This is a genomic window from Fusobacterium sp. FSA-380-WT-3A (genome assembly GCF_012843705.1).
In the GTDB taxonomy this organism is placed as follows: Bacteria; Fusobacteriota; Fusobacteriia; order Fusobacteriales; family Fusobacteriaceae; genus Fusobacterium_B.
The window spans coordinates 148,645-172,410 of the sequence record NZ_JABAFQ010000002.1; the positions used below are offsets into that span (position 1 = coordinate 148,645).

Annotated in this window: 22 protein-coding genes; 8 read left to right on the forward strand and 14 right to left on the reverse strand. The window is 25.5% G+C overall.

The window, feature by feature from the left end:
- Window positions 1-11: 11 nt before the first annotated feature.
- Window positions 12-782 carry a phosphatase gene (locus HF862_RS02590; RefSeq protein ID WP_170186368.1) on the reverse strand — a complete coding sequence of 257 codons (771 nt, stop codon included), beginning with the start codon at window positions 780-782 and terminating at the stop codon, window positions 12-14.
- 145 nt (window positions 783-927) lie between these two features.
- Between HF862_RS02590 and HF862_RS02595 the strand changes: the two genes are divergently transcribed.
- The 6 genes from HF862_RS02595 (at window position 928) to HF862_RS02620 (ending at window position 5,944) form a co-directional block, all read left to right on the forward strand.
- Window positions 928-1,560: a hypothetical protein gene (locus HF862_RS02595; RefSeq protein WP_170186369.1), complete on the forward strand. Its 633-nt coding sequence runs from the start codon at window positions 928-930 to the stop codon at window positions 1,558-1,560.
- Window positions 1,561-1,651: 91 nt separating this feature from the next.
- Window positions 1,652-2,524: a LysR family transcriptional regulator gene (locus HF862_RS02600; RefSeq protein WP_170186370.1), complete on the forward strand. Its 873-nt coding sequence runs from the start codon at window positions 1,652-1,654 to the stop codon at window positions 2,522-2,524.
- Window positions 2,525-2,540: 16 nt separating this feature from the next.
- Entirely contained in the window at window positions 2,541-3,116 is a 576-nt protein-coding gene (gmhA, locus tag HF862_RS02605; RefSeq protein ID WP_170186470.1) for a D-sedoheptulose 7-phosphate isomerase, read from the forward strand.
- A 13-nt stretch (window positions 3,117-3,129) separates the two neighbouring features.
- Window positions 3,130-3,966 (forward strand): endonuclease/exonuclease/phosphatase family protein, encoded by an 837-nt coding sequence (locus tag HF862_RS02610; protein ID WP_170186371.1) that lies wholly within the window; start codon window positions 3,130-3,132, stop codon window positions 3,964-3,966.
- Between the two features lie 49 nt (window positions 3,967-4,015).
- A complete protein-coding gene (locus HF862_RS02615) occupies window positions 4,016-4,648 on the forward strand; it encodes a thiamine diphosphokinase (RefSeq protein ID WP_170186372.1) in 633 nt (210 codons plus the stop codon).
- A gap of 72 nt (window positions 4,649-4,720) precedes the next feature.
- The gene (locus tag HF862_RS02620; protein ID WP_170186373.1) at window positions 4,721-5,944 is read left to right on the forward strand and encodes a uracil-xanthine permease family protein; all 1,224 of its coding nucleotides are present in this window, start codon (window positions 4,721-4,723) and stop codon (window positions 5,942-5,944) included.
- Window positions 5,945-6,114: 170 nt separating this feature from the next.
- Here HF862_RS02620 and HF862_RS02625 read toward each other — a convergent pair whose 3' ends face one another.
- From HF862_RS02625 to HF862_RS02680, 12 genes are all read right to left on the reverse strand, one after another.
- Window positions 6,115-7,968, reverse strand: coding sequence for a TRAP transporter large permease subunit (locus HF862_RS02625; protein ID WP_170186374.1), 1,854 nt, complete (start codon window positions 7,966-7,968; stop codon window positions 6,115-6,117).
- Between the two features lie 62 nt (window positions 7,969-8,030).
- The gene (locus HF862_RS02630; RefSeq protein ID WP_170186375.1) at window positions 8,031-9,026 is read right to left on the reverse strand and encodes a sialic acid TRAP transporter substrate-binding protein SiaP; all 996 of its coding nucleotides are present in this window, start codon (window positions 9,024-9,026) and stop codon (window positions 8,031-8,033) included.
- Between the two features lie 24 nt (window positions 9,027-9,050).
- Window positions 9,051-10,052: a LacI family DNA-binding transcriptional regulator gene (locus HF862_RS02635; protein WP_170186376.1), complete on the reverse strand. Its 1,002-nt coding sequence runs from the start codon at window positions 10,050-10,052 to the stop codon at window positions 9,051-9,053.
- A gap of 36 nt (window positions 10,053-10,088) precedes the next feature.
- A complete protein-coding gene (locus HF862_RS02640) occupies window positions 10,089-11,219 on the reverse strand; it encodes a cyclically-permuted mutarotase family protein (RefSeq protein WP_170186377.1) in 1,131 nt (376 codons plus the stop codon).
- Between the two features lie 230 nt (window positions 11,220-11,449).
- Window positions 11,450-13,015, reverse strand: a complete 1,566-nt coding sequence (gene rny / locus HF862_RS02645) for a ribonuclease Y (RefSeq protein WP_170186378.1) — start codon at window positions 13,013-13,015, stop codon at window positions 11,450-11,452.
- A gap of 23 nt (window positions 13,016-13,038) precedes the next feature.
- A complete protein-coding gene (locus tag HF862_RS02650; RefSeq protein ID WP_170186379.1) occupies window positions 13,039-13,389 on the reverse strand; it encodes an STAS domain-containing protein in 351 nt (116 codons plus the stop codon).
- Between the two features lies 1 nt (window position 13,390).
- Complete coding sequence (locus HF862_RS02655) at window positions 13,391-13,804, reverse strand: ATP-binding protein (RefSeq protein WP_170186380.1); 414 nt, start codon at window positions 13,802-13,804, stop codon at window positions 13,391-13,393.
- Window positions 13,791-14,300 (reverse strand): hypothetical protein, encoded by a 510-nt coding sequence (locus HF862_RS02660; RefSeq protein WP_170186381.1) that lies wholly within the window; start codon window positions 14,298-14,300, stop codon window positions 13,791-13,793. The genes HF862_RS02655 and HF862_RS02660 overlap by 14 nt, the downstream gene beginning before the upstream one ends.
- Window positions 14,301-14,355: 55 nt before the next feature.
- The gene (miaA, locus tag HF862_RS02665; RefSeq protein ID WP_170186382.1) at window positions 14,356-15,273 is read right to left on the reverse strand and encodes a tRNA (adenosine(37)-N6)-dimethylallyltransferase MiaA; all 918 of its coding nucleotides are present in this window, start codon (window positions 15,271-15,273) and stop codon (window positions 14,356-14,358) included.
- An 11-nt stretch (window positions 15,274-15,284) separates the two neighbouring features.
- The gene (gene obgE, locus HF862_RS02670) at window positions 15,285-16,571 is read right to left on the reverse strand and encodes a GTPase ObgE (RefSeq protein ID WP_170186383.1); all 1,287 of its coding nucleotides are present in this window, start codon (window positions 16,569-16,571) and stop codon (window positions 15,285-15,287) included.
- A gap of 124 nt (window positions 16,572-16,695) precedes the next feature.
- On the reverse strand, window positions 16,696-19,179 hold the full coding sequence (locus tag HF862_RS02675) for an AMP-binding protein (RefSeq protein ID WP_170186384.1): 2,484 nt from the start codon (window positions 19,177-19,179) through the stop codon (window positions 16,696-16,698).
- Between the two features lie 94 nt (window positions 19,180-19,273).
- Window positions 19,274-19,978 carry a murein L,D-transpeptidase catalytic domain family protein gene (locus HF862_RS02680; RefSeq protein ID WP_170186385.1) on the reverse strand — a complete coding sequence of 235 codons (705 nt, stop codon included), beginning with the start codon at window positions 19,976-19,978 and terminating at the stop codon, window positions 19,274-19,276.
- Between the two features lie 104 nt (window positions 19,979-20,082).
- Between HF862_RS02680 and HF862_RS02685 the strand changes: the two genes are divergently transcribed.
- Both HF862_RS02685 and HF862_RS02690 read left to right on the forward strand, forming a co-directional pair.
- Window positions 20,083-21,384: an ATP-dependent endonuclease gene (locus tag HF862_RS02685; RefSeq protein ID WP_170186386.1), complete on the forward strand. Its 1,302-nt coding sequence runs from the start codon at window positions 20,083-20,085 to the stop codon at window positions 21,382-21,384.
- Between the two features lie 95 nt (window positions 21,385-21,479).
- Window positions 21,480-21,938, forward strand: a complete 459-nt coding sequence (locus tag HF862_RS02690; RefSeq protein WP_170186387.1) for a YhcH/YjgK/YiaL family protein — start codon at window positions 21,480-21,482, stop codon at window positions 21,936-21,938.
- Between the two features lie 41 nt (window positions 21,939-21,979).
- Here HF862_RS02690 and HF862_RS02695 read toward each other — a convergent pair whose 3' ends face one another.
- Window positions 21,980-23,764: a polysaccharide deacetylase family protein gene (locus HF862_RS02695; RefSeq protein ID WP_170186388.1), complete on the reverse strand. Its 1,785-nt coding sequence runs from the start codon at window positions 23,762-23,764 to the stop codon at window positions 21,980-21,982.
- Between the last annotated feature and the right edge of the window lie 2 nt (window positions 23,765-23,766).

The window sequence follows — 23,766 nt, forward strand, 5'->3', positions numbered from 1 at the left end:
TTTAATTATTTTTAATAGTTAAATCTTTTTTCTATATAATCATCAAATATTTCTTTAACTCTCAATTTTTTTCTTAATTCTAAAAAAGTATTTAATCTTTCTATAGAACTATTTATTATTAATTCTTCTGGATATTCTACCTCATTAACTATTTCCATAGCCAAATCAGTTTTTCCTATTAACCTACAATAATGAGAATCTGTATTAACAGTTAGATAACATCCATACTTTTTAGCTATTCTAGCTACTTCTCTACATCTTTCTTCAGAACCTTCTCTAGTCCCTCCTAATGAACTATTATTTATTTCAATGGCTACATTATTTTCTTTAGCTGTCTTTATAACTTTCTCAAAATCTATAGGAAATTCTTTATTTCCTGGGTGAACTAAAATATCTATTTTCTGACTTTTTATGATATTCATAACTGCCTTAGTATTTTTTTCTATTGATTGGTTTTTCCGATATTCTGGACATCCATGAAATCCACATAATACTATATCTAAATTTTTATATATTGCTTGATTTATATCTATTTCTCCATTTTCTCCTATAATATTAGCTTCTACTCCTTTTAAAACTCTTACACCTTTTATATATTCTGGTAATATTTTTATATTTAATAATTGCCACCAATGAGGAGTATCTAAAAGAGCTGGTCCATGATTGGTTATAGCTATAACTTCCATTCCATTTTCACAAGCAAAATTTACATTTTCTTCTATTGTACTGAAGGCGTGAGGGTTAGTATTACTATGTACATGTAAATCTATTTTATAGTTCATAATCTTATTTCCTCCTTATTATAAACTTTATTTTCATAAGATATTATATCATAATTTTATTTATCATTTTAATTTTTTCTTTTTTTTTTATATATAGAATGATATAATAGTATTGTATTATTTTTTATTTGGAGGTTATAATTTAATGTTAAATATATTTAATGTAAGAGTATATGGACTTGAAGAAAGTGCTAAAGCCAGTGGATATCCTATGATTAGTGGAAATATTTTCCCTTATGATGATGATATTTGCGAACTTTCTGAAAAAGATTTAAAAAGAATAGAGCACCTTGGAAATGCTATTCCAGCTAGTGGTCATGATTGTTTTTTAAAAGGGATAACCGTACAATTTGATATTACATATCCTAACTATTGGACTCCACAATTTCAAAGATACCATTTTGCTGATATAGTAAGCTCAACTTCTAAAATGCACAGAATTACTAAAATGAATCTTAAAGAAACTTGTAATAAATATGTTGATGATATTGTAATTGAAAATCTTCAAAAATGGGTAAATATTTATAATTCTTTTGAAGAAAATGAAGAGAAAAAAAATATTGAAGGAAAAATTTATTCAAAATATGAAATATTTATGAAAATTATTTCTAATGCTCCATTAGGACTTGAACAAACTATGAGAGTCACTACAAATTATTTACAATTAAAAACTATTTATAATCAAAGAAAGCATCATAAGCTTAAAGAAGATTGGGGAGTTTTCTGTGATTGGTGTCTTACTCTACCAAAATTTAAAGAACTTTGTTTAAAAAAATAATAAAATTTCTTAAAAATATATGTACTATATATTATTTATATGATAAAATATATTATAAATTATTTTATTATTAATATAGGGGGAAGAAACAATGGATTTGCATTATCTAAAAATCTTTTATGAAGTTGCTAAAGAAAAAAGTTTTACTAAAGCTGCAACTAAATTATATATTAATCAATCTGCCGTTTCTATTCAAATTAAAAAATTTGAAGAACTTTTAAATGCAAAATTATTTGATAGAAGTTCTAAAAAAATAAGACTTACTTATGCTGGTGAAGCTCTTTATAGAATGGCTGAAGATATCTTTAATAAAGTTCAAAGAGCCGAAAAAGAAATCAATAGAATTATAAAACTTGGAAAAGCCAAAATAATTATAGGTTCTACTTCTATAATTGGAGACCCGTTATTACCTAAATTAATGAAAGAGTTTAGTGAAGAATATCCTGAAATAGAATATGAAATTCAAATTGCTGATAAACCAACTCTTTTGAAAATATTAAAAGAAGGTGGTATTGATATAGCTCTTGTTGATGAAGAACATATTGTAGACCCTAATTTAGATATATTGACTGTAGAAAAAGTACCTTATTATTTAATTACTGCTGATGAAAATGTAAATATAAATAATGTAACTGAACATCCACTTATAAGTAGAAATAATGTTCCTAACAATTTAAAAGCTATTAATTTTTTAGAAGAAAAATATCAAATTAATTTTGACAATAGAATTATAGTTCAAGGAAGTTTACAAATTATTAAAGGAATGGTAAAAAATAAACTTGCCAATGTAATTTTACCTTATTACGCTATTCACAAGGAAATTATTAATGGTGAGTTTAAAGTTATTGAAGAAATTAGTGAAGTAAAAGATGGATATCAAGTTATTGTTACTAAAGATAAAAATTCTTTAGTCCCTATTATTAAGTTTTTGAATTTTATTTCTAATTACAAATTACTTAAATAATTATGGAGGGATGATGATTAATTTAATTGAATCTTATAAAGAAGAATTTGAATTACTAAAAAATTTTATTGAAAAAGAAGAAAAAGAAAAAGTTACTGAAAAAATAGCTTATGAACTAGCTAAAATATTTGAAAACGGAAATAAAGCACTTATTTGTGGAAATGGTGGAAGTAACTGTGATGCTTTACATTTTGCTGAAGAATTTACAGGAAAATTTAGAAAAGAAAGAAAAGCTCTTCCTGTTATTGCTTTATCTGAATCTTCACATATTACTTGTGTTGGAAATGATTATGGATTCAATTATATTTTTTCTAAAGGAGTTGAAGCTTTTGGAAAAGAAGGAGACATGTTCATAGGAATTTCTACTAGTGGAAATTCTGAAAATATAATAAAAGCTATTGAAGTAGCTAAAAAGCAAGGATTAAAAACTGTTGCTCTTTTAGGTAAAGATGGTGGTAAAATTAAAGGAACTTGTGATTATGAATTCATTATTCCTGGAAACACTTCTGATAGAATTCAAGAAATTCATATGATGATTCTTCATATTATTATTGAAGGTGTTGAAAGAATTATGTTTCCTGAGAATTATTAATATGTGATTTATTATGAAAAAAATTTTTATTTTAATTCTTTTTATTTTTAATAGTTTATTATCTCTTTCTCAAAAAGAGAATGAAATTGGTTATATTGCTTCATTTAATATTTTAAGATTAGGTAGTAATAAAAAAGACTATGATGAAATTGGTAAAATTTTAAATTCCTTTGATATCATAGGTCTTATCGAGGTATTTTCTAAAAATGGTGTTTTAAAAGTTGTTGATAGCCTTGAAAAATATAGTAATGAAGATTGGAATTATCATATTGCCCCATATCCTGTAGGTACTAATAAATATAAAGAATATTATGCTTTTGTATACAGAACTAAAAAAGTTGAATTTTTAAAATCAAGAAAATATTTTAAAGATACTGATAATGATTTTATTCGTGAACCATACGGAGCAGATTTTAAAATAGGAAATATGGATTTTACTTTTATTTTACTTCATTCTATTTATGGTAAGAAAAAAAGTCAAAGAGTTGCTGAAGCTATGGCTTTAGATAAAGTTTATGATTACTTTCAAAATTTAGATCCTATTGAAAATGATATAATAATAGGTGGAGACTTTAATTTATCTGTTAGAGATTATGGATTCAAAAAATTGCTTTCTCATAAAGATAATATTATTTATACTATTTCTCCCAATATTAAAACTACTATAGGTACTAAAGGATTAGCTAATCAATATGATAATATATTCATTTCTACTAAATATACTACTGAATTTACAGGAATTAGTGGTGCTTTAGATTTTACTAATGGAAATTTTTTAAAAGCTAGAAGTAATATTTCTGACCACCTTCCTATTTTTATTCAAGTTAATACTTTAATTGATGATGACTAAAAGGTTGACTTAATAAGTCAACCTTTCTTATTAATATTTAAGGAGAATTATGAAAAAAAGAGCTTTTATTTTTCTAAATGGTATAATGGATTCTAAAAATAGTTTTTATAAGGAGCTTTTGAAAGATGAAAAATATATTTATTGTGCTGATGGTGGTATTAAATATGCTTTAGATTTAGAAATAATTCCTTTAGAAGTATGGGGGGATTTTGATTCTTTAGAAAATTATAAATTAGAAAATTTAGAAAAATTAAATTGTAAAATTGTAAAATTTAATAAAGATAAAGATTTTACAGACGGGGAACTTATAATAAAATATGTTAGCAATTTAAATTTTGATGAAATTTATATTTTAGGAGGTTTAGGCGGAAGGACTGACCATTTTCTTACTAATCTAAATTTCCTTTTCAAATATAAAAATATTTTTTATATTGACGAAAAAGAATTTATTTTTAATGTAGAAAACAATCATATAATACATGATAAAAAAAATTTTACAATATCATTTATTCCAATGAGTGATGAAGTTACTAACCTTTCCCTTTCAGGATTTAAATATCCTCTTTCTAATTATAATTTAAAAAGAGGAGAAAGTCTTTGTAATAGTAATATTATTACTTCTAATTCTGCTAATATTAGTTTCTCTTCTGGTAAATTAATTGGCATTATAGAAAATATTTAATTTTTCTATTTGCTATTTTGTGTTATTTATGATAAAATTACCTCCGAAAATATTTTATTTGGAGGTTTTTTTATGAATGAAATTTCTACTAAGGGAAAATTAATTTTAGGACTTCAACATGTTTTGGCCATGTTTGGAGCAACTGTATTAGTTCCTTTTTTAACTGGACTAAATCCTTCTATAGCTCTTCTTTGTGCTGGTATTGGAACTCTTATTTTTCACTTTTGTACAAAAAAAATTGTTCCTGTTTTCTTAGGTTCTTCATTTGCTTTTATAGGAGCTATCTCTTTAGTATTAAAAGAGGAAGGTATTGCTTCTGTAAAAGGTGGTATTATTAGTGCTGGATTAATTTATATTATAATGAGTTACCTTGTTAAAATATATGGAATAGAAAAAATAAAATCTTTCTTTCCACCAATTATAGTCGGACCTATTATAGTAGTTATAGGGTTAAGACTTAGTCCTACTGCCATTGCTATGTCTGGATATTCTAATGGACACTTTGATATAAAAAGTTTTGTAGTTGCTCTTATTGTAGTTATAAGCATGGTATTCTTTTCATCTGTTGGAAAATCATTTTTTAGATTAATTCCTATTTTAATTTCTGTTACAATTGGATATATTGTTTCTATTTTTATGGGATTGGTTGATTTTACGCCTATCTTGCAAGCTAATTGGATTGGATTTTCTAATGATGCTATAACTTCAATTACAACTCTTCCTAAGTTTTCTTTAACTAGTGTTCTTGCAATTGCTCCTATAGCTCTTGTGGTATTCATAGAACATATTGGAGATATTACTACTAATGGAGCTGTGGTTGGAAAAGATTTCTTTAAAAATCCTGGAATAAGTAGAACGCTTTTAGGGGATGGTTTAGCTACTATAGCTGCTGGTTTTTTAGGAGGTCCTGCTAATACAACTTATGGAGAAAATACTGGAGTTTTAGCAGTAACAAAAGTCTATGATCCTTCTATTTTAAGAATTGCTGCTTGCTATGCTATAATTTTATCATTTATTGGTAAATTTGGTGTAATCTTACAAACAATTCCTTCACCAGTTATGGGAGGAATATCTGTAATATTATTTGGAATGATTGCATCTATTGGTATGAGAACTCTTATCGAATCTAGATTAGATTTTTCATTATCAAGAAATTTACTTATTTCATCTCTTATTTTAGTTTTAGGAATAGGAATTGATAATATTGTTATTTGGAAAACAGTTTCTCTTTCTGGACTTGCTATAGCTGCTATTATAGGAATTATTTTAAATAAAATTTTTCCTGAAGTTGATTAATTTTTAATTATAAAAAAGCTGAGTAGAATTAAAAAAATTCTTTACTCAGCTCTTTTTTTCAAGTAATTTAATTTTTAAACTTTTTATTTACTAGTTTTTTACAAAAAAAATCAATTTATAATTTTATTAGTTGTAAATAAAGTTACTTTTATTTATTTAAAAAATTAAAATCAAGCTCCCATTACCAAATTAGGTAAAAATGTTACTATTCCTGGGAAAACAGTTATAAATACTAAAGTCAAGAATATAGGAATTAAAAATGGTAAAACTCCTTTTGTTACTGTTGAAACAGGCATATTAGCTACTCTAGCTACAACAAATAATGCCATTCCCATAGGTGGAGTCAATATTCCTATCATCATATTTAAAGTTGTCATTACCCCAAAGAATATTAAATCTATACCAAATTCAGATGCTACAGGTATTAACATAGGTAATACTAAGAATTGTAAAGCTAAAGCATCTATAAACATTCCTAAGAAAAGTAATAATAAATTTATCATTATTAAAACAGTCAATGGAGATGTTGCATATTTCATAAATAATTCTGCTATTTTTAAAGCTATTTGCTCTCTAGCTATCATATCTCCAAAGAATGTAACAGTAATAACCATTAATACTGTTACTCCACTTATAGCCATAGCTTCAACACAATGATTGAAGAAACTTTTTATATCTAATTCTCTATATATAAAAGCTCCTAAAATTACTGAGTAAGCTGCTGCTACAACTGCTGCTTCTGTTGGTGTAAACGCTCCTGAGAAAATTCCACCTATAATTATAAATGGAGTTAATAGTGCCCAAAAAGATTCTTTAAAAGCTCTAGCCTGTTCTCTAAATGTTGCTTTTTTAGCTTTTCTATAACCTCTTTTTTTACAAATAAAATAGTTCATAATCATAAGGGCTATTGTAGTTAATACTCCTGGAGCAAAACCAGCTAAAAATAATTTAGCTATTGATTGATTTGCTATTACTCCATAAACAATCATTGTAATACTAGGTGGAACTAAAGGTCCTATTATACATGAAGCTGCTGTTATTCCTCCACATATATCATCATCATATCCTTCATCTCTCATTGCCTTTATTTCTAATTGTCCTAATCCACCAGCATCTGCTAAAGCTGAACCTGACATTCCTGAAAAAATAAGTGAAGCAGCAACATTTACATGTCCCATTCCTCCTGTATAATGACCTAATAAAGCTTTTGCAAAATTAAATATTCTCTCTGTTATTCCAGAACCATTCATTAATATCCCTGTTAATATAAAAAATGGTACACTTAATAAACTAAAACTATTTAAACTATCTACTAATCTAGCAGAAGCAAAATATGCAATATTCCATCTTGATATAGAGAAGAATAATATTGTTGCTATCATTAAAGACCATCCAACTGGAACACCAACAAACATTATCACTAACCAAAATAATATAGTTATAAATCCAGCTGACTCACTTAAATCTATGTATTCAGAAAGTCTAAAAATTTTAAACATACTAGGATTTACTATTATTCCTAAAACAAGGATTACTAAAATTCCTATTAAAACTTTTGTAGGAATTAATACTTTATCATTTTTATAATTTTCATTATATGCTTGGAAAAAACGAACCATCATTAAAATAGAAATTAATGGTAAAGCCATATACATCCAACCTGATGAAATATGTAAAGAAACTATTTCCATTATCCATTTTTTAGCAGTAACAATTCTTCCAAAATAACACATAAATATTATTGATAAAAAAATTAAAAGTTGACTTATAGTCAATACTAATTTTTTTATACTTGGAGAAAAATAATTAAATAAGAAATCTATAAGTACATGTTGTTGACTTCTTATCCCCATACTAATTCCCAACATTCCCACATATACAAATACAAGTCTTGCTAACTCTTCACTCCAAATTAAGGGATTCCCTAATACTTGTCTTGATATTATTTGTAAAATTAATATCCCAAACATTATAATAAATAGAGTTCCCCCAACATATTCTTCTAATTTATTAAATATTTTCATTAGTTATCACCTTTTTAAAGTTTTAGCGGTCCCATATAGAAACCGCTAGAATTTTATTTTTATTAATTATTTCCAAGTTTAGATATTTCATCTACAGCTTTCTTACCAACATCTTTGTTTTTCTTAATATATTTTTCATATACTGGCTTCATTGCTTCTCTGAATTCATCTAAATTAGGTTCTGTTATTGTAACCCCTTGAGATTTGAAAAATTCTTTTAATTCAGTTTCTTCTTTAACAAATAAATCTGTATGATAATTCGAAGCTTTTATAGCAGACTCTTTTATAATATTTTGTAAATTAGTTGGTAATGATTCCATAGTCATATTAGATACTATATATAATTGGTCATTTACTATATGATTTGTCATAGCTAAATATGGTTGTACTTCATAGAATTTTTGAGCTTTTATTGCTGATAAAGGATTTTCTTGTCCATCTACTGAATTTGTTTGTAAAGCTAAATACACTTCTGAGAAAGCCATTGGAGTAGGAGCTGCTCCACAATATTTAGCATAATCTAAATTTGAACTAGCATTTGGAACTCTTAATTTCATTCCTTTCATATCTTTTAAAGAATTTATTGGCTTATTTGATGTTGTTTCTCTTGTTCCATTGTAAGCTTGTGCTAAAACAGTTATTCCTAATTGATTATTTACTTTCTCTAATAATTGTTTTCCAAATTCACTTTCAAAAGTAGCTTTTTTTGCATGTTCATAATCTTTTATCATATATGGTAAAGAAAATATCTCTGCTTCTGGAAAAAATATTTGAAATCTTGCACTTTCTACAAATGTAAAATCCAAAACTCCACCTGATGTTTGCTCTAACATACTTCTATCATCTCCTAATTGACCATCAGCAAATAATGCTACTTTTACTTGTCCATTAGAAGCTTTTTCTACTTCATTAGCAAAATATTCAGCTGCTTTATATTCATTAGAAGCAGTTCCTGCAACTAATCCCATTTTTAATTTATATTCTTTTGCTAAAGCTTGATTTGTCATGACTCCAAATAATAATGTTCCTACTCCTAAGACTTTAACTATTTTTTTCATAATCTCTCCTTTCAACCAAACATCTTAATCTATTAAACTTTCTAAAAAAATTATTCTTGGTTTCAATACTTCCCAATTATTATCAACCATTTTATTTTTTATTAACAACTCTATAATTTTTTTTCCTGCAGTATATCCTTCTAAAAAAACTTCTTCCATAATAGTTGCTGTAACAACCTTATTTTTAAGAAGTTTTACTATTTTATTTTCCATTCCATTAGTAACTATTTTTTTATTTCTCAATAATTCTTTTGGAACTTTTTCTAAAGAATCTTGTGCATATCTATTTATATATATACCTTTTAATTCATCATCTTGAGCATATTTTTTTAATAACAAAACTGTATTTTCTATTCCTCCACCTTGAATAGGACCTATAATTGTTAAATTTGTTTCTTTTATTTTGCTTAAAAATCCATCTAAATAATTTTTAGATGAAATTTTATCATTACCATTATCTACAATTAAAATTTTTTCATCAGAACGTAAAATATTTTTCATTATCTCCCCTGCTATTCTTCCCATTTTTTTATGATTAGGACCTACATGTGGAATATTTTTATTTAATCTTATTCCTATAGATACTACTTTTAAATCTGGAAGATAGGGTTTTAATATTTTATATATTTTTTCTTTTGCTAAAGGTGTTATTATTAGTCCATCTATTTTTTCTTTTAAAATTTCTTCTAATTTAGATAACTGCACTTCTTCATTATTTATATCTGTTTGAATAATTTTAAATTTTATATTATAAGCCTTAAATTCATCTCTTGCTTCCTGAAGCCCTCTATCTATTTCTGTTGTATAATACTCATTTTTAGATTTTACAACAAGAGCATAAATAATCTTTTTATTTTTTATAGCTAGTGAACTCCCAATATAATTTTTTTCATAATTATATTCCTTCACTAGTGCCATTATTTTTTCTTTTGTCTCTTTTTTTATTGAAGGGCTTCCATTAATGGCTCTTGCAACAGTTGTTCTACTAATTCCTAATTTTTCTGCTATTTCTTTTTGAGTAATCATAGTAAGCTCCTTCTTTTTTTAATTTTTTATATCTTATTATTTTTTTAAAATTGTTCCAGTAAACATTCTATCTGTTCTTACTCCTGGTTTTATTTCTCCATTTATTGAATAAACCTTATTATTGATTATAACTAATCCTTCTCCACATGGTGCATCAAATGGTATTTCTCCTAATGTTCTCCATTGATTTTTAGTAGCATTATATACTAATATGTCTTTATTCCAGTTAAAATCTTTAGGGTCTGCTCCAAAATATCCAGCTTTATATTTTTCTAATTTTTTACCTTTTAAAGTTCCTAAATTATGATTTGCATCATCCCAAATAGTTTTATCAAATCCTCCAATAACTAACATTTCTGAATCATTTAATTTAACTGAATTTGCTCCTAATACTGATATTTCTTTTCCATCTAATTCTACAGAAGCAACTTTTGTCCATTCATTAGTTATAAAATTATATTTGTAACCATCTGTATAAGCTATTGAAGTTCCTCCACCAAATACATATAATTCTCCATTTAATATTTGTCCTACTGCTTGAGTTCTTCCATCTGCTCCTGGAATTGGTGCTAATTCTTTAACTTCTTTAGTTGTTAAATCATATGACCATAATTTATTTGTAGCTTGACCATTTTGTTTTCCAGCAAATACATATAATTTTCCATCTTTTTCAACTACTCCACCATTTTGTAGTGTAAATGGTAAATCTCCTACTTTCTCAACTTTTAATTTTCCTTCTACAACAGTTACTAATAAAATATCATTATCTCCTTCTGGATTAGTTGACCCTCCTACATAATATATTCCATCTTTTGTTGTTACAGAAGCTCCATACCCTATTTCATTTATCCAATTAATATGATCAACTGTATTTAATTTACTTCCATCAGTTTCTAATAAGTATATATCTGAATATGTTTTTTTAGCCCCACCAACAGCAACTGGTTCAAATGGAAAGTTTGCCCCTCCACCTACAACAACATATTTATTTTCAAGTGTTCCTGATAAAACTCCAGCTACTCCAATATTCTTTTCAAATCCTTTTTGTGCTGGTAAATTTCCTGCATGCTCCCAAGTTATTTTTTTCTCTACATTAGGAGCCTTTACATTTGTACATCCTGTTAAAGCTAAAATAGAAATAAGTGAAACTAAAGCAAATTTTTTCATACAATCCCTCCATAATTTTATTTTTTATAAAAACTGTTCTCGTGTTCATATTCTAAATATACATTCTTTTTTAAAAAAAGTCAATAGTTTTTTCATTTTTTATTAAAAAAAAATATTTTTAACTTTTTTAGAACATTTTTTAATTTTAACTATGATATTATATTTTTTATAAAAAAATAGCTGAGTAAAAATTTTTCTTAATTTACTCAACTATTTAAAATTATTTTTATTTATCTTGCATATTCTGTAGCTCTTGTTTCTCTTAGAATAGTAACTTTTATTTGACCAGGATATTGCATTGTATCTTCTATTTTCTTAGCCATATCTCTTGCCATGATTATAGCTTCATCATCTGAAATTGTTTCGGGATTAACTATTATCCTCATTTCTCTTCCAGCCTGAATTGCATAAGATGATTCAACTCCTTTAAATGAATTTGCTATCTCTTCTAAAGAAGCCAATCTTTTTAAATAAGCTGATAAAGTTTCTCTTCTTGAACCAGGTCTAGAAGCTGATACAGCATCTGCTGCTTGAACTAATACAGCCTCAACTGTTTTCTTTTCAACTTCGTTATGATGTGCCATTACAGCATTTATAACATCTTCTTTTTCTCCAAATTTTCTTAAAAATTCTCCACCAATAATTGCATGTGAAGATTCTGTTTCATGGTCTAAAACTTTTCCAATATCATGTAAAAGTCCTGCTCTCTTAGCTAATTTCACATTACATCCTAACTCTGCAGCCAAAACTCCACAAAGTTTTGCCACTTCTATTGAATGCACTAATACATTTTGTCCATAACTTGTTCTATACTTTAATTTTCCTAAAGTTTTTACAATTTCTGGATGAAGTCCTTGTACTCCAACTTCTAATATAGCTTGTTCTCCAGCATCTATAATATCTTTTTCAATTTCTTTTCTAGCTTTATTAACTAATTCTTCTATTTTTCCTGGATGTATTCTTCCATCAGAAATTAATTTATCAATAGCTCTTCTTGCTACTTCTCTCTTTACTCCATCATAACTTGAAAGAACTACCGCTTCTGGAGTATCATCTATAATTACATCTACCCCTGTTAAAGATTCTATAGTTCTTATATTTCTTCCTTCTCTTCCAATAATTCTTCCTTTCATTTCATCGTTTGGAAGATTTACAACTGATACTGTTGAATCTACAACATATTCAGAAGCAGCTTTTCCTATAGCTGTTGAAATTATTCTCTTAGCCATATCTTCTTTTGTTTCTTCTAATCTAGCTTCATAATCTTTTATAACCATTGCTGTTTCATGAGTTAAACTATCTTTTAATTTAGAAATAAGAAGTTCTTTAGCATCATTTTTAGAAAGTCCTGATATTTTTTCAAGCTCTTCTTCTTCTTTTAATTTTAAATTTTCTATTTCTTGTAATTTTTCTTCTAAAACTTCCTCTTGTTTTTCAAGCTCTAATGTTTTTTGTTCTATTTTTTCTAATTTATTATCAATATTTTCTTCTTTTCTTGTTATTCTTAATTCTTTTTGTAAGATTTCGTTTTTAGAAGCTTTTATTTCTTTCTCTGCTTCCTCTTTTATTTGATAAGCTATCTCTTTAGCTTTTAATTCTATATCTTTTTTTACGATTAAAGCTTCAGATTCAGCATTTTTTATTATTTCTTTAGCTTTGATTTGCCCTTTTAATTGTTCATCTTCCATATTTTTTAATTCTTCTATTTTTTTATCTATAACAGACTTTTTGTATAATAAGGCAAAAATTATACTAAGTCCGATTATTCCTAATCCTACTCCTAATATATAATTCATATTTTATCCTTTCACACACTTTATTATTTATTAAAATTTTCTAACGCTTCCTTTTCTGTTTCATATATTTCAAATAATTCATCTAATCCTATCATTTCAAATATTGATTTTATATGTTCACTTAATTTTACTAATTTTATATCTCCACCAATTTCTCTAGCTGATTTTAATTTTCCTCTTAAAATACCTAATGCTAAACTATTAATATGTTCAACTTCTTCAAAATTAATGATGAAATTTTTTCCTCCCTCTTCGATTTCATGGGAAATTTTATCTTTTAATTGAGGAGCTACTAAAGCATCTAATTCTCCAGTTATATTATATATAATAATTTCTCCCTCTCTTTTTTCTACAATACTAAATTCTGTATTCATATTATTTTTCCTCCTTTAATCTTTTTTCTACTTTAAATTTAGTTCCATTTATCTTTTTTTCAATTTTAAAATTATCTGACATTTTTTTGGCTATCATTAAACCCATTCCGCCTTCTTCTTTACTCATTTTTGAATCATCAAAGCCTACACCATTATCTTCAACAACTAATTTAATTAGATCTTTATCTTTTTCTATACAAATTATAAGCTCTCCAGGTTTATATTGATATCCATGCTCTACCACATTAGTAGCTAATTCATCAGTTATAGTTAATATTTCCATAATAGTTCTCTCATCAATTTTATAACTATTTAGATATGTCCTTATAAGTGCTCTTATAACAGATAAATTCTCTAAAGTTGATGAGATTGAAATTCTTATTTCATTTTTTTTTGAATTACTATTCTCTTCCATCCTTTACTCTTGTTATCCTCCATTCTCCATCAATAATTTCATACTCTAGTGACAGATAGATAACCTCCTCTAAAAATAAAAATGCTACTTTATTTTTTGCAGTTTTTTTATAAAATTTCGGTTTACTAAAAACTATATTTACTCCAGAAAAATTAGAATTTTTTAATATATCTATAATTTTTCTATTTGAAATATTATTTTCAAATCTATCCTCTATCTCTAAAATTTGATTATTTTTTATGGAAATTGTTAATGTCCTTAAAAAATTATCTAGTTCTTTTTTATAAAACTTTTTTTCTTCTAAACATTCTTTAAATTTTTTTTCTAAATCTTTATTTTGAATTTTTTGGAGTTCTGATTCTAATTTTTCTAATTCCCAATTATCACAATACTTTTCACATATTTTTAAATTATTTATTTTATCTGTATTTTTATTTTGAACATTGCTACAACCTATAAACAATAAAAATATAATTAAGAATGATATTTTTTTCATCTTTTTCTCCTAGAAATCTTATTCTATAATACCATAAGTATTTGATTTTATCAAGTTAATTGTTAGTTTGTAATCTGTAAAATAAGTTTTTTATCTGAATTAATATACTTTCTTCTGATTGTTCATCTAGATTAAACCAAATATAGTCATCTTGATTTCTAAACCAAGTAAGTTGTCTTTTTGCATATCTTCTTGAATTTCTTTTTATATTTGAAATAGCTTCTTCTAAAGATATTTCTCCATTAAAATAATCTATAATTTCACTATATCCTATTATATTTATTTTTTTTATTATATCTTTTCCATATTTTTCACAAATATTTTTAACTTCTTCAACAAGACCCTTTTCAATCATTATATCTACTCTTTTGTTTATTCTATTGTATAAATTTTCCCTATCTCTAGTTAGACATACTTTTAAAAATGAATAATTATTATTCTTTATATTTTTTTTAGACACTTTTGAAAATTTTTCTCCTGTTAAAAGACAAACTTCCAAGGCTCTTTCTAATCTTTTTCTATTGTTTATATGAATATTTTCAATACTTTCATAATCTAATTCTTTCAATTTTTTATATAATTCATCTACTGATAATTCTGATAATTTTTTTCTTAAATTATCATCCCCTGAAGGTAAATCAGAAAGTCCTTCTGTTATAGCTCCTATGTAAAGACCTGTTCCACCTGTCAGAATAATATTTTTATTTTCTTTTTCTGTTTCTTCCAATATCTTATCTACTTCTTTTTGATAATCTCCAACACTATATTTTGAAATAGGTTCTACAACATCTAACATAAAATGTTTTATCCCATTCATTTCTTCTTCTAAAATCTTTGCAGTTCCTATATTCATATCTTTATAAACTTGTGCTGAATCAGAAGAAATAATATAACAATCTAATTCTTTTGCTAACTTTAAAGATAAATCTGTTTTTCCAACACCTGTAGGTCCAGCTATAACTATTCCTTTCATAAAAACCTCTACTATTCTACATATTCAAATTCTACATCTATAATTCTTATTGTGTCTCCATCTATAACACCAGCTTCTCTAAGAGCTTCTTCCATTCCAAGATTTTTTAACATATGTACAAAAGTTATTACAGATTCTTCATCATAAGTTATTACATATTTTGATAATACTCCATCTACCATTGCCCCTTCTACTTGATATATTCCATCTTCATCTTTAGTAATTATAAATGGCGGTTTATCAGTTTTTTGTGCTTTTATAACTTTTAATACATCTTCCTCTTCTTCTAATGGCTCTCTTTGAATTTTTTCTAAAAGTCCATATGTATCATTTATAACCTCTTTTATTCCATCTCCTAAAATTACAGAAATAGGATAAACTTTAGCTCCTCTTTCTTCTACATACTTTTTAAACTCTTCATATTTATCCATTTCCCATAATAAATCCATTTTATTAGCTAAAACAATTTGTTTTTTATTAGCTAATTTTTCACTAAACTTTCTTAATTCTTCATTGATTTTATTATAATCATCTATTGGGTCTCTTCCTTCAATTCCAGCCACATCAACTATATGATAAATCATTTTACATCTTTCAATGTGTCTTAAGAATTTATCTCCTAATCCAACTCCTTCACTTGCTCCCTCAATTAATCCAGGAATATCAGCAATAACAAAAGATTTTTCTTCAGCCATTCTGATAACACCTAATTTTGGTTCTAAAGTAGTGAAGTGATATGCTCCAACTTTTGATTTAGCTGCAGAAACTCTATTGATAAAACTAGATTTTCCAACTGAAGGATATCCAACTAATGCTACATCAGCTAAAAGTTTTAATTCTAATTTTACTTTTACCTCTGCTCCTTCTCTTCCTTTTTCAGCCATTTTTGGAGCTTTTCTTATAGAGTTTTTAAAATGTTCATTTCCAAATCCACCTTTTCCTCCTCTTAAGAAAACTCTACTTTGATTAGGAACATTCATATCTAATAATAACTTTCCTGTTTCAAAATCTCTTACTTGAGTTCCTACAGGAACTTTTATTATTAAATCCTCTCCATTTTTACCAAAACATCTTTTTTTAGCTCCATTACCACCGTTTTCAGCAGCGAATTTCTTTTTAAATTTGAAGTCTATAAGAGTATTTATATTGGGGTCAGCTAGAAATATAACATCTCCTCCTTTTCCCCCATCTCCTCCATCTGGCCCTCCAAATTGGATATATTTTTCTCTTCTAAAAGTAGCAGCACCATCTCCACCATTTCCAGCTTTTACTGTAATAATTATTTCATCTATAAACATCTATTCTCCTTATTTCAATTTTATTTTTTACAGATTATCTCTATTTTATTATATCATTTTTTATTATAAAAAAAAAGCTCTCTAAATATTTTTTTAAATATTTGAGAACTTTTTATTTCAAATTTTATTTATCTTCTTTTAATTCTTTTGCTATTATTTCTTTTATTTTCTCAGCAAACTCTTCATGAGAAAGATTTTTATCTGGATAAACTTTATCCAAAAATTCAATACTTACTTTTCCAGAATGAGGATATTTAGAATCTGGTGGATAAACATCATAAGCACCTTTTATTACAAATGGAACTACTGGAATATTTAATTCTTGAGCTAATATAGCAAAGAATTTTTTAAATTTTCCTAATTTCCCATCTCTTGTTCTTGTTCCCTCTGGAAAAATAACAATATTGTATCCTGATTTTATTGCTTTACCTAAAAGTTGTAAAGAGTTAATAAGATTTTTATTAATATCAACTAAAATTATATTTGAATTTTCTCCCATAAATTTCATATAAGATTTTTCAAAATATTTAGACTTTGCAAAATAGCAAGTTTTGTCTAATATATCATTAGAAAAAGTTTGATTCAGCATAAAGCCGTCTAAGAAACTTTGATGATTTCCAGCAAATATAACTGGTTCATCTGTTCTTGTTTTTTCTAAACCTTTTTTATTTATTTTTATATAGAAAGTAAATACAAATATCTTTAAAAGAAGTTTTACAAATTTTCCAACTAAATTTGATTTAGGAAAACTTGTAACATTAACTTCTGCTGTTAATAAATCTTTCCATTTTACATTAGCATGATTAACTTCTTCTTTTGATGACTTTTCAACATATTCAGCTAATTTCTCTACAGTTGCATTTTCTACTAAAGTTTTTTCATCTATTTTTATTCCAAAAGTACTTTCGATAAATGTTAATAACTCAACTGTTTCCAATGAGTCTAATCCTAAATCTAATTCTAAATGGTCTTTTGGAGATATAGGTTTGTTTTTTAAAGATTTTATATATGTTGAGATTTCTTTATATTCTTCTGTATTAGGTTCTTTAATTTCTTTTTTCTCAACTTTCTTTTCAGTTAATAAATCTTTAAGCATAAATCTTCTAAGTTTTCCTATTTTTGTTTTAGGAAATTCCTCTTGAACTATTTTTACATCTAAAACTTTTTTATAGCTTGGAGCTTGTTTATTATACTCATCAATTACTCCTAATTTAAAAGTTTCTAAAATATTTGTTATTCCTTCATCATGTAATTTATAAAAATCTGGATATATCAATGCTGTTAATTTATCTTCATAATCTATAATGGCAATTTCTTTTATTAAATCAGTTTTAGCCCCTATCCATTGTTCTATCTCAATAGGATTTATATTTTTTCCATTAGATAAAACTATCATCTCTTTTTTTCTACCTGTAACATAAAGATTATTTCCAATAACATGTCCTAAATCTCCAGTATAAAACCAACCATCTTTTATAACTTCTGCAGTAGCTTCAGGTTTATTATAATAACCTTTCATTACATTTCTTCCTTTAACTAAAATTTCTCCCTCATCAGTAATTTTTACTTCAACATCATTTATTATTTCTCCAGCTGAGCCTGGTACTACTTTATTGATTGGTGTAAAACTTACCATTGGAGCTGTTTCTGTAAGTCCATATCCTTCACAAATATCAAATCCTAAAGTTAAAAAATCTTCTGATATTTGTTTATCTAATTTAGAGCCTCCTGAAACAAAGAAACGAACAGCGCCACCAAATCCCTCATGGACTTTTTTAAATATTTTTTTACTAAAAGATTTATTATTTATTTTTTTAGCAATATTAAATATTCCTCTAGTTATTACTTTTTCATTTATTTTCCCCATTATTTTTTTATGTAACATTTCCCATAATTTTGGAACTCCAATAATAATAGTAATTTTATATTTTTTTAAAGCATCTACAAGAGCTTGAGAGGAAACTTCTTTTAAAAATATCAATGTTGAATTATAAACTATTGGTAATAATCCAGAACCTAATAGAGGAAGTATGTGATGCATTGGCAATATTCCTAAAACTCTATCTTCTGAATTAAACATTTTATATTTCATCAACCCTTCTAAGTTAACTAACAAATTGTCAAAAGTAAGCATAACTCCTTTAGGATTTCCTGTAGTTCCAGAAGTATAAAGAATAAACATTATCTTATTTTTTTCTTCTTTTTCATCAATTTCTATTTTTAAATCACTTCCACTATAGTTAAGTGGGACTTCCTCTCCTATAATAATTTTTATATGAAGTCCAGATAATTCTACACCTTTTTTTGCTTCCTCATACGTTTTATGAGAACAAATAATATATTTAGGAGTACAATCTTTTAAATAATAAACTAATTCTTCTCCAGTAAAGCTACCATCTAAATTTACGGATATTCCTCTTTTATCAAAAATACCCATCAATCCATATAAAATCTCTGGTCTATTTTCCATAAAAATAACTACTCTATCATCTCTTTGAATATCTAGTTTTTCTGAAAAACTTTTAGCTCTTCTTGTTGTTTCTGTATAAGTTATTTTTTTATCATCATATACAAGTGCAACTTTTTCACTTTCTTTTAAAAATATCACAATACTTCTCCTTTTTTATATAACAGTTGTTAGAAATCTTACATTATTATATCACAGTAGTTTTTTTTTGACAATATCATAAAGGTTTTATTTTTTATTTTATTAACAAACTTTTTTCAAAATATTTTTCATCTTCTCCATAAATAAATAAAACTGTATTTTTAGGAATTCTAGTTAATATATTTTTTACTGAACTTAATGGAATAGCTGGACATCCTTCTGTTCTTCCTAAAAATCCATATTGATTTAAATAACTTTCTTCTGATTCTAAAGCTCCATGTAGTACTACTCCTCTTAAAAATGCATTTGAATTTATTTCTTTTTCTAATCCTTTTAATCTAATTGAATATCCATATTTTCCTCTATAATGATTTCTGGTTAAGAAAAATCCCATTGAACTTTTATAAGAGTTTGGTTGGTCTGAAAAACTAATAGCTTTTTCTACCCCACTATTTTTCCCATGAGCCACATAAGTTTCTGCCTCCATTTCTCCCTTTAAAAGATTTATAAGATAAAATCTTTTTTCAGAAGATTTTTTGGAAAAATCTATAATTATTAAATAATTTTTATCTTTATTTTTTATTTTATTATAACCGCCTACAGCCATTTTAAAAATCTTAAAATCTATTTTTTCTGTTAACTTACTTTTTTTATAAAATTCTTTTAATGAAATCTTGTCTAGTAAATTTTTTTCTATTTTAATATTTTCTACTTCCTGATTAATTTTCTCCATTTCCTCTTGTGAAAAACTAATAAAACTTATAACTAAAAAACTAAGCATAAAAAGAATCTTTTTCATCATACCTCTTTTCTAAATTTTCTTTGAATTTTTTTTATTTATATTGTAATATTATCATATAGTGATAAATAAATCAAAATTTATTAATTATTTTAGGAGGATATATGAAATTAAAATTAATTTCAATAAGAAATTGGCGAAAGATTAAAAAAGTTGACATTCATTTTAGAGAACTTATGCTTTTTTTAGGTCAAAGTATAGAAGGTACAAATAATATTATTTCTGCTATTTCCTTTGCTTTTAATAAAACTAAAATTGAAAAAAATGATATTCTGCCTAAAGTAGATTATGCTCAAATAAAACTTATATTATTAGAAAACTCTAAAGTTTATAAATTAAAAATTATTATAAAACCAAATTTAGAAAAAAATTTTTATTTAAAACTTGAAAATAATTGGGAAGAAATAAGTTTTGAAAAATATCTAGAGTTTATTGAAAAAATTCCTTTTATTCATATACATGGAAAAATTGAAAATGATTTTAAAGATGTCGTAGATTTTTTCTATAAACTTTTAATAAAAAATCCTGAAAAATCTCAAAAAATTGAAAATGATTTAAAAAATTTATATAATGAAATAAATTTAGGACATAAAAATAGTGAAGTTTATAGATATTTATTTTTTGAGTTTATAAAACAAATTACTTTGGAAGCTTTGGAAAAAGATACCACTCTTTTAGGAGATGCTACCATCTTATTTGAAGAACCAGAACTTTATTTAAACCCTCAAAGACAAAGAGAGTTATATAATTATTTTATAAAACTTTCAAATAGAGGAGTAAATATTTACTTAAAAACTTTTTCGAGTTGTTTCGTAGGTTTAAAGCAATACAAATCTATATGTATTATTAAAAATTTAAAAAATAGAATTTCTTTTTGGCAAACTAATAAAAATATTTTCCAAGATGATGATATTAAAGCTTTTAATATGAACTATTGGATTAACCCAGACCGTGCTGAATTATTTTTTGCTAAAAAAGTAATTTTAGTAGAAGGTCAAACAGATAAAATTGTCATATCTTTTCTTGGAAAACTTTTAAATATATTTAAATATGATTACTCCATTATAGAATGTGGTAGTAAAAGTACAATTCCTCAATTTATTACTTTATTAAATAATTTTAAAATTCCTTATATTGCTGTTTATGATAAAGATAACCATTATTGGAGAACTGAAGAGGAAATTGAAAATTCAAATAAAAAAAATAAACAAATTCAATCACTTATTGATGGAGATTTAGGATTAGCTATTGCTTTTAATAATGATATTGAAGAAGAAATATATAATATGAAAAAAGAGAGAACATCTTATAAAAATAAACCTTTTAATGCTTTAAAATATATTTCTGAAGAAAACTATAAAATGTCTAACTCTTTAGAAGAAAAAATTAGAAAAATTTATGAATAATTTCATTAATGGAAATTTTTTAATGATTTTTCTCTTGTTATATTTATTTTATATTATATAATTAAATTAGAATCAATTATTTTGGGAGGTTTAAAATGATAGTAGGAAAATTAAAAGATATTGGGTTATACAAAGGTTTATCTAAAAATCTTGATAAAGCTATTGATAGCATTTTAAAAGAAGAATATAAAAAAGGAAATGTAGGAAAAAATGAAATTGATGGTGAAAAAGTATTTTTCAATGTTCAAGAAATTGAAGCAACAAAAGATGTAGAAGAAGCTCTTTTTGAAACTCATAAAAAATATATAGATATTCAAATAGTTATAGATGGTGTTGAAAATTATGGTGTATTATTATCTGATGAGGGGTTAGAGGTTGCAGAACCATTTAATTATGAAAATGATTTTGGATTATTTAAAAAATCTCCAGAAACTATTTTCACTCTTTGTCCTGAAGATTTTATAATTTTCTTTACTGATGAACCTCATATGCCTTGTTTAAAAGTAAATGAAAAAAAATCTATAAAAAAAGTTGTTTACAAAATTGAAAAATAATAAAAATAGAGGTTATTATTCATTTAATAACCTCTAATTTTTTATTTCTTTTTATGCTCTCTTTTTATTTTTATAAAATTATATTTTCCACTTACCTTTCTTTTAAAGCTAAGCATATTATTTTTAGGGAATATTGCTATTCTTCTTATTTGAAATAAATCTTTATCAAAAGTTATATCTCCACTATCAGTAGCCACAGCAAATTCATATCCAGCTTCTTTAACTATATCCTTAACCTCTTCATTTAAATTTCCATAAGGATAAGCAAAGCAATTCATTTTTCTTCCAAGTTTTTTTTCTATTATCTCTTTAGATTCAAAAATCTCTTTTTTAACTTTTTCTAAGTCTAATTTTGCTAACATTGGATGATTTAAAGTATGACCTCCAAACTCTATTCCATACTCTTGCATTTCTAAAATTTCTTCATCATCCATAAGAATAAATTTTTTCTCTGGATTTTTAGGATTATCTACATCCCAACTATTATATTTTGCTTCACCTAAAAGATATATAGTTCCCTTAAATCCATATTTTTTTAAAATTGGAAAAGCAACTTCATAATTATCTTTATATCCGTCATCAAAAGTAATCATAATCCATTTATTTCCACGATTAAATCTTTCTCTATACTTTCCAGACTTTATATCTTCAAAAGTGATTGTTTGATATCCATTTTCTTTTAAATATTTCATTTGTTCATCAAAAACTTTATCTAATACATATATTCCATGAATACCTTTTTCATCACTTTCTCTTATTATTCTATGATACATGATAACAGGAATTTCATATTTTTTCTTTAACACATATTCTTTTGAATAAATTTTTTCTATCTTATCCACTATAATATCTATTGAAAAATTATCTTTAATAATTTCTCTCAATTTTAGAAGTTCATCTTTTTTTAAATTTATTCCCTCTTCAATATCTTTTTCTATATTGGAAATATCTACACCATTATATTCAATTACTACATCTCCAAAATTTCCACTAAGAGCTTTTTCAATATTTTTTTCTGATACAAGTCCTATATATTCTTGTTCTCCCACTGCTATTACAGGTCTTCCAGAGAGTATTCCCTCCATAGCAACTCTTCCAGCACCTATAATTATATTAGAATCTCTTATTTTTTGAGGAACATCATTTACATATCCTAAAAACTTTACTTTCTCTTGAAATTTTTTAAATCTTTCTGGAATTTCTTTTCCGCCTATTACCTGTATTTGATATTTTTTATTTTTATATAATTTTTCTAATAAATCATAACAAATTTCTCCTTTAGGACCTGATAATCTACCTATTATCGAAATAATTATTTTTTCTTTTACATTATTTTCAGAAAAATCATATTCTTCACAACTTACAGGATTTCTTAAAACACAAATTTTATTTTCTTTTACACCTAATTTATCTACAAGTTGTCTATAAATATTTTCACACACTGTAATTCCATAGTCTCCAAAACCTTTTATTAATTTTCTACTAAAGTGTATTGGTTGTCTTCCATGAGTTGTTGTGATTAAAGGAATTCCTGCTATTTTACAAGCTATTGCCGAACTCCAAGAAGATGCTCTTGAATGAGCATGAACCACTTGAATATCTTTTTCTTTTATAATTCTTAGAAGTTCTCTTACATGAGAAATTCTTTGAGATAAACTTCTTTTATTAAATTCAATTTTAAAATATTCAGCCTTAGTAGATTTTGTTAAAGTATCAGAAACTATATAAACATTATTTCCTCTTTTTATAAGTTCATCAGCTAAAGTTACTCCGTAGACTTCAGCCCCTGTAACTTCTAATTGAGAAAGAGCCATTAATATATTCATAC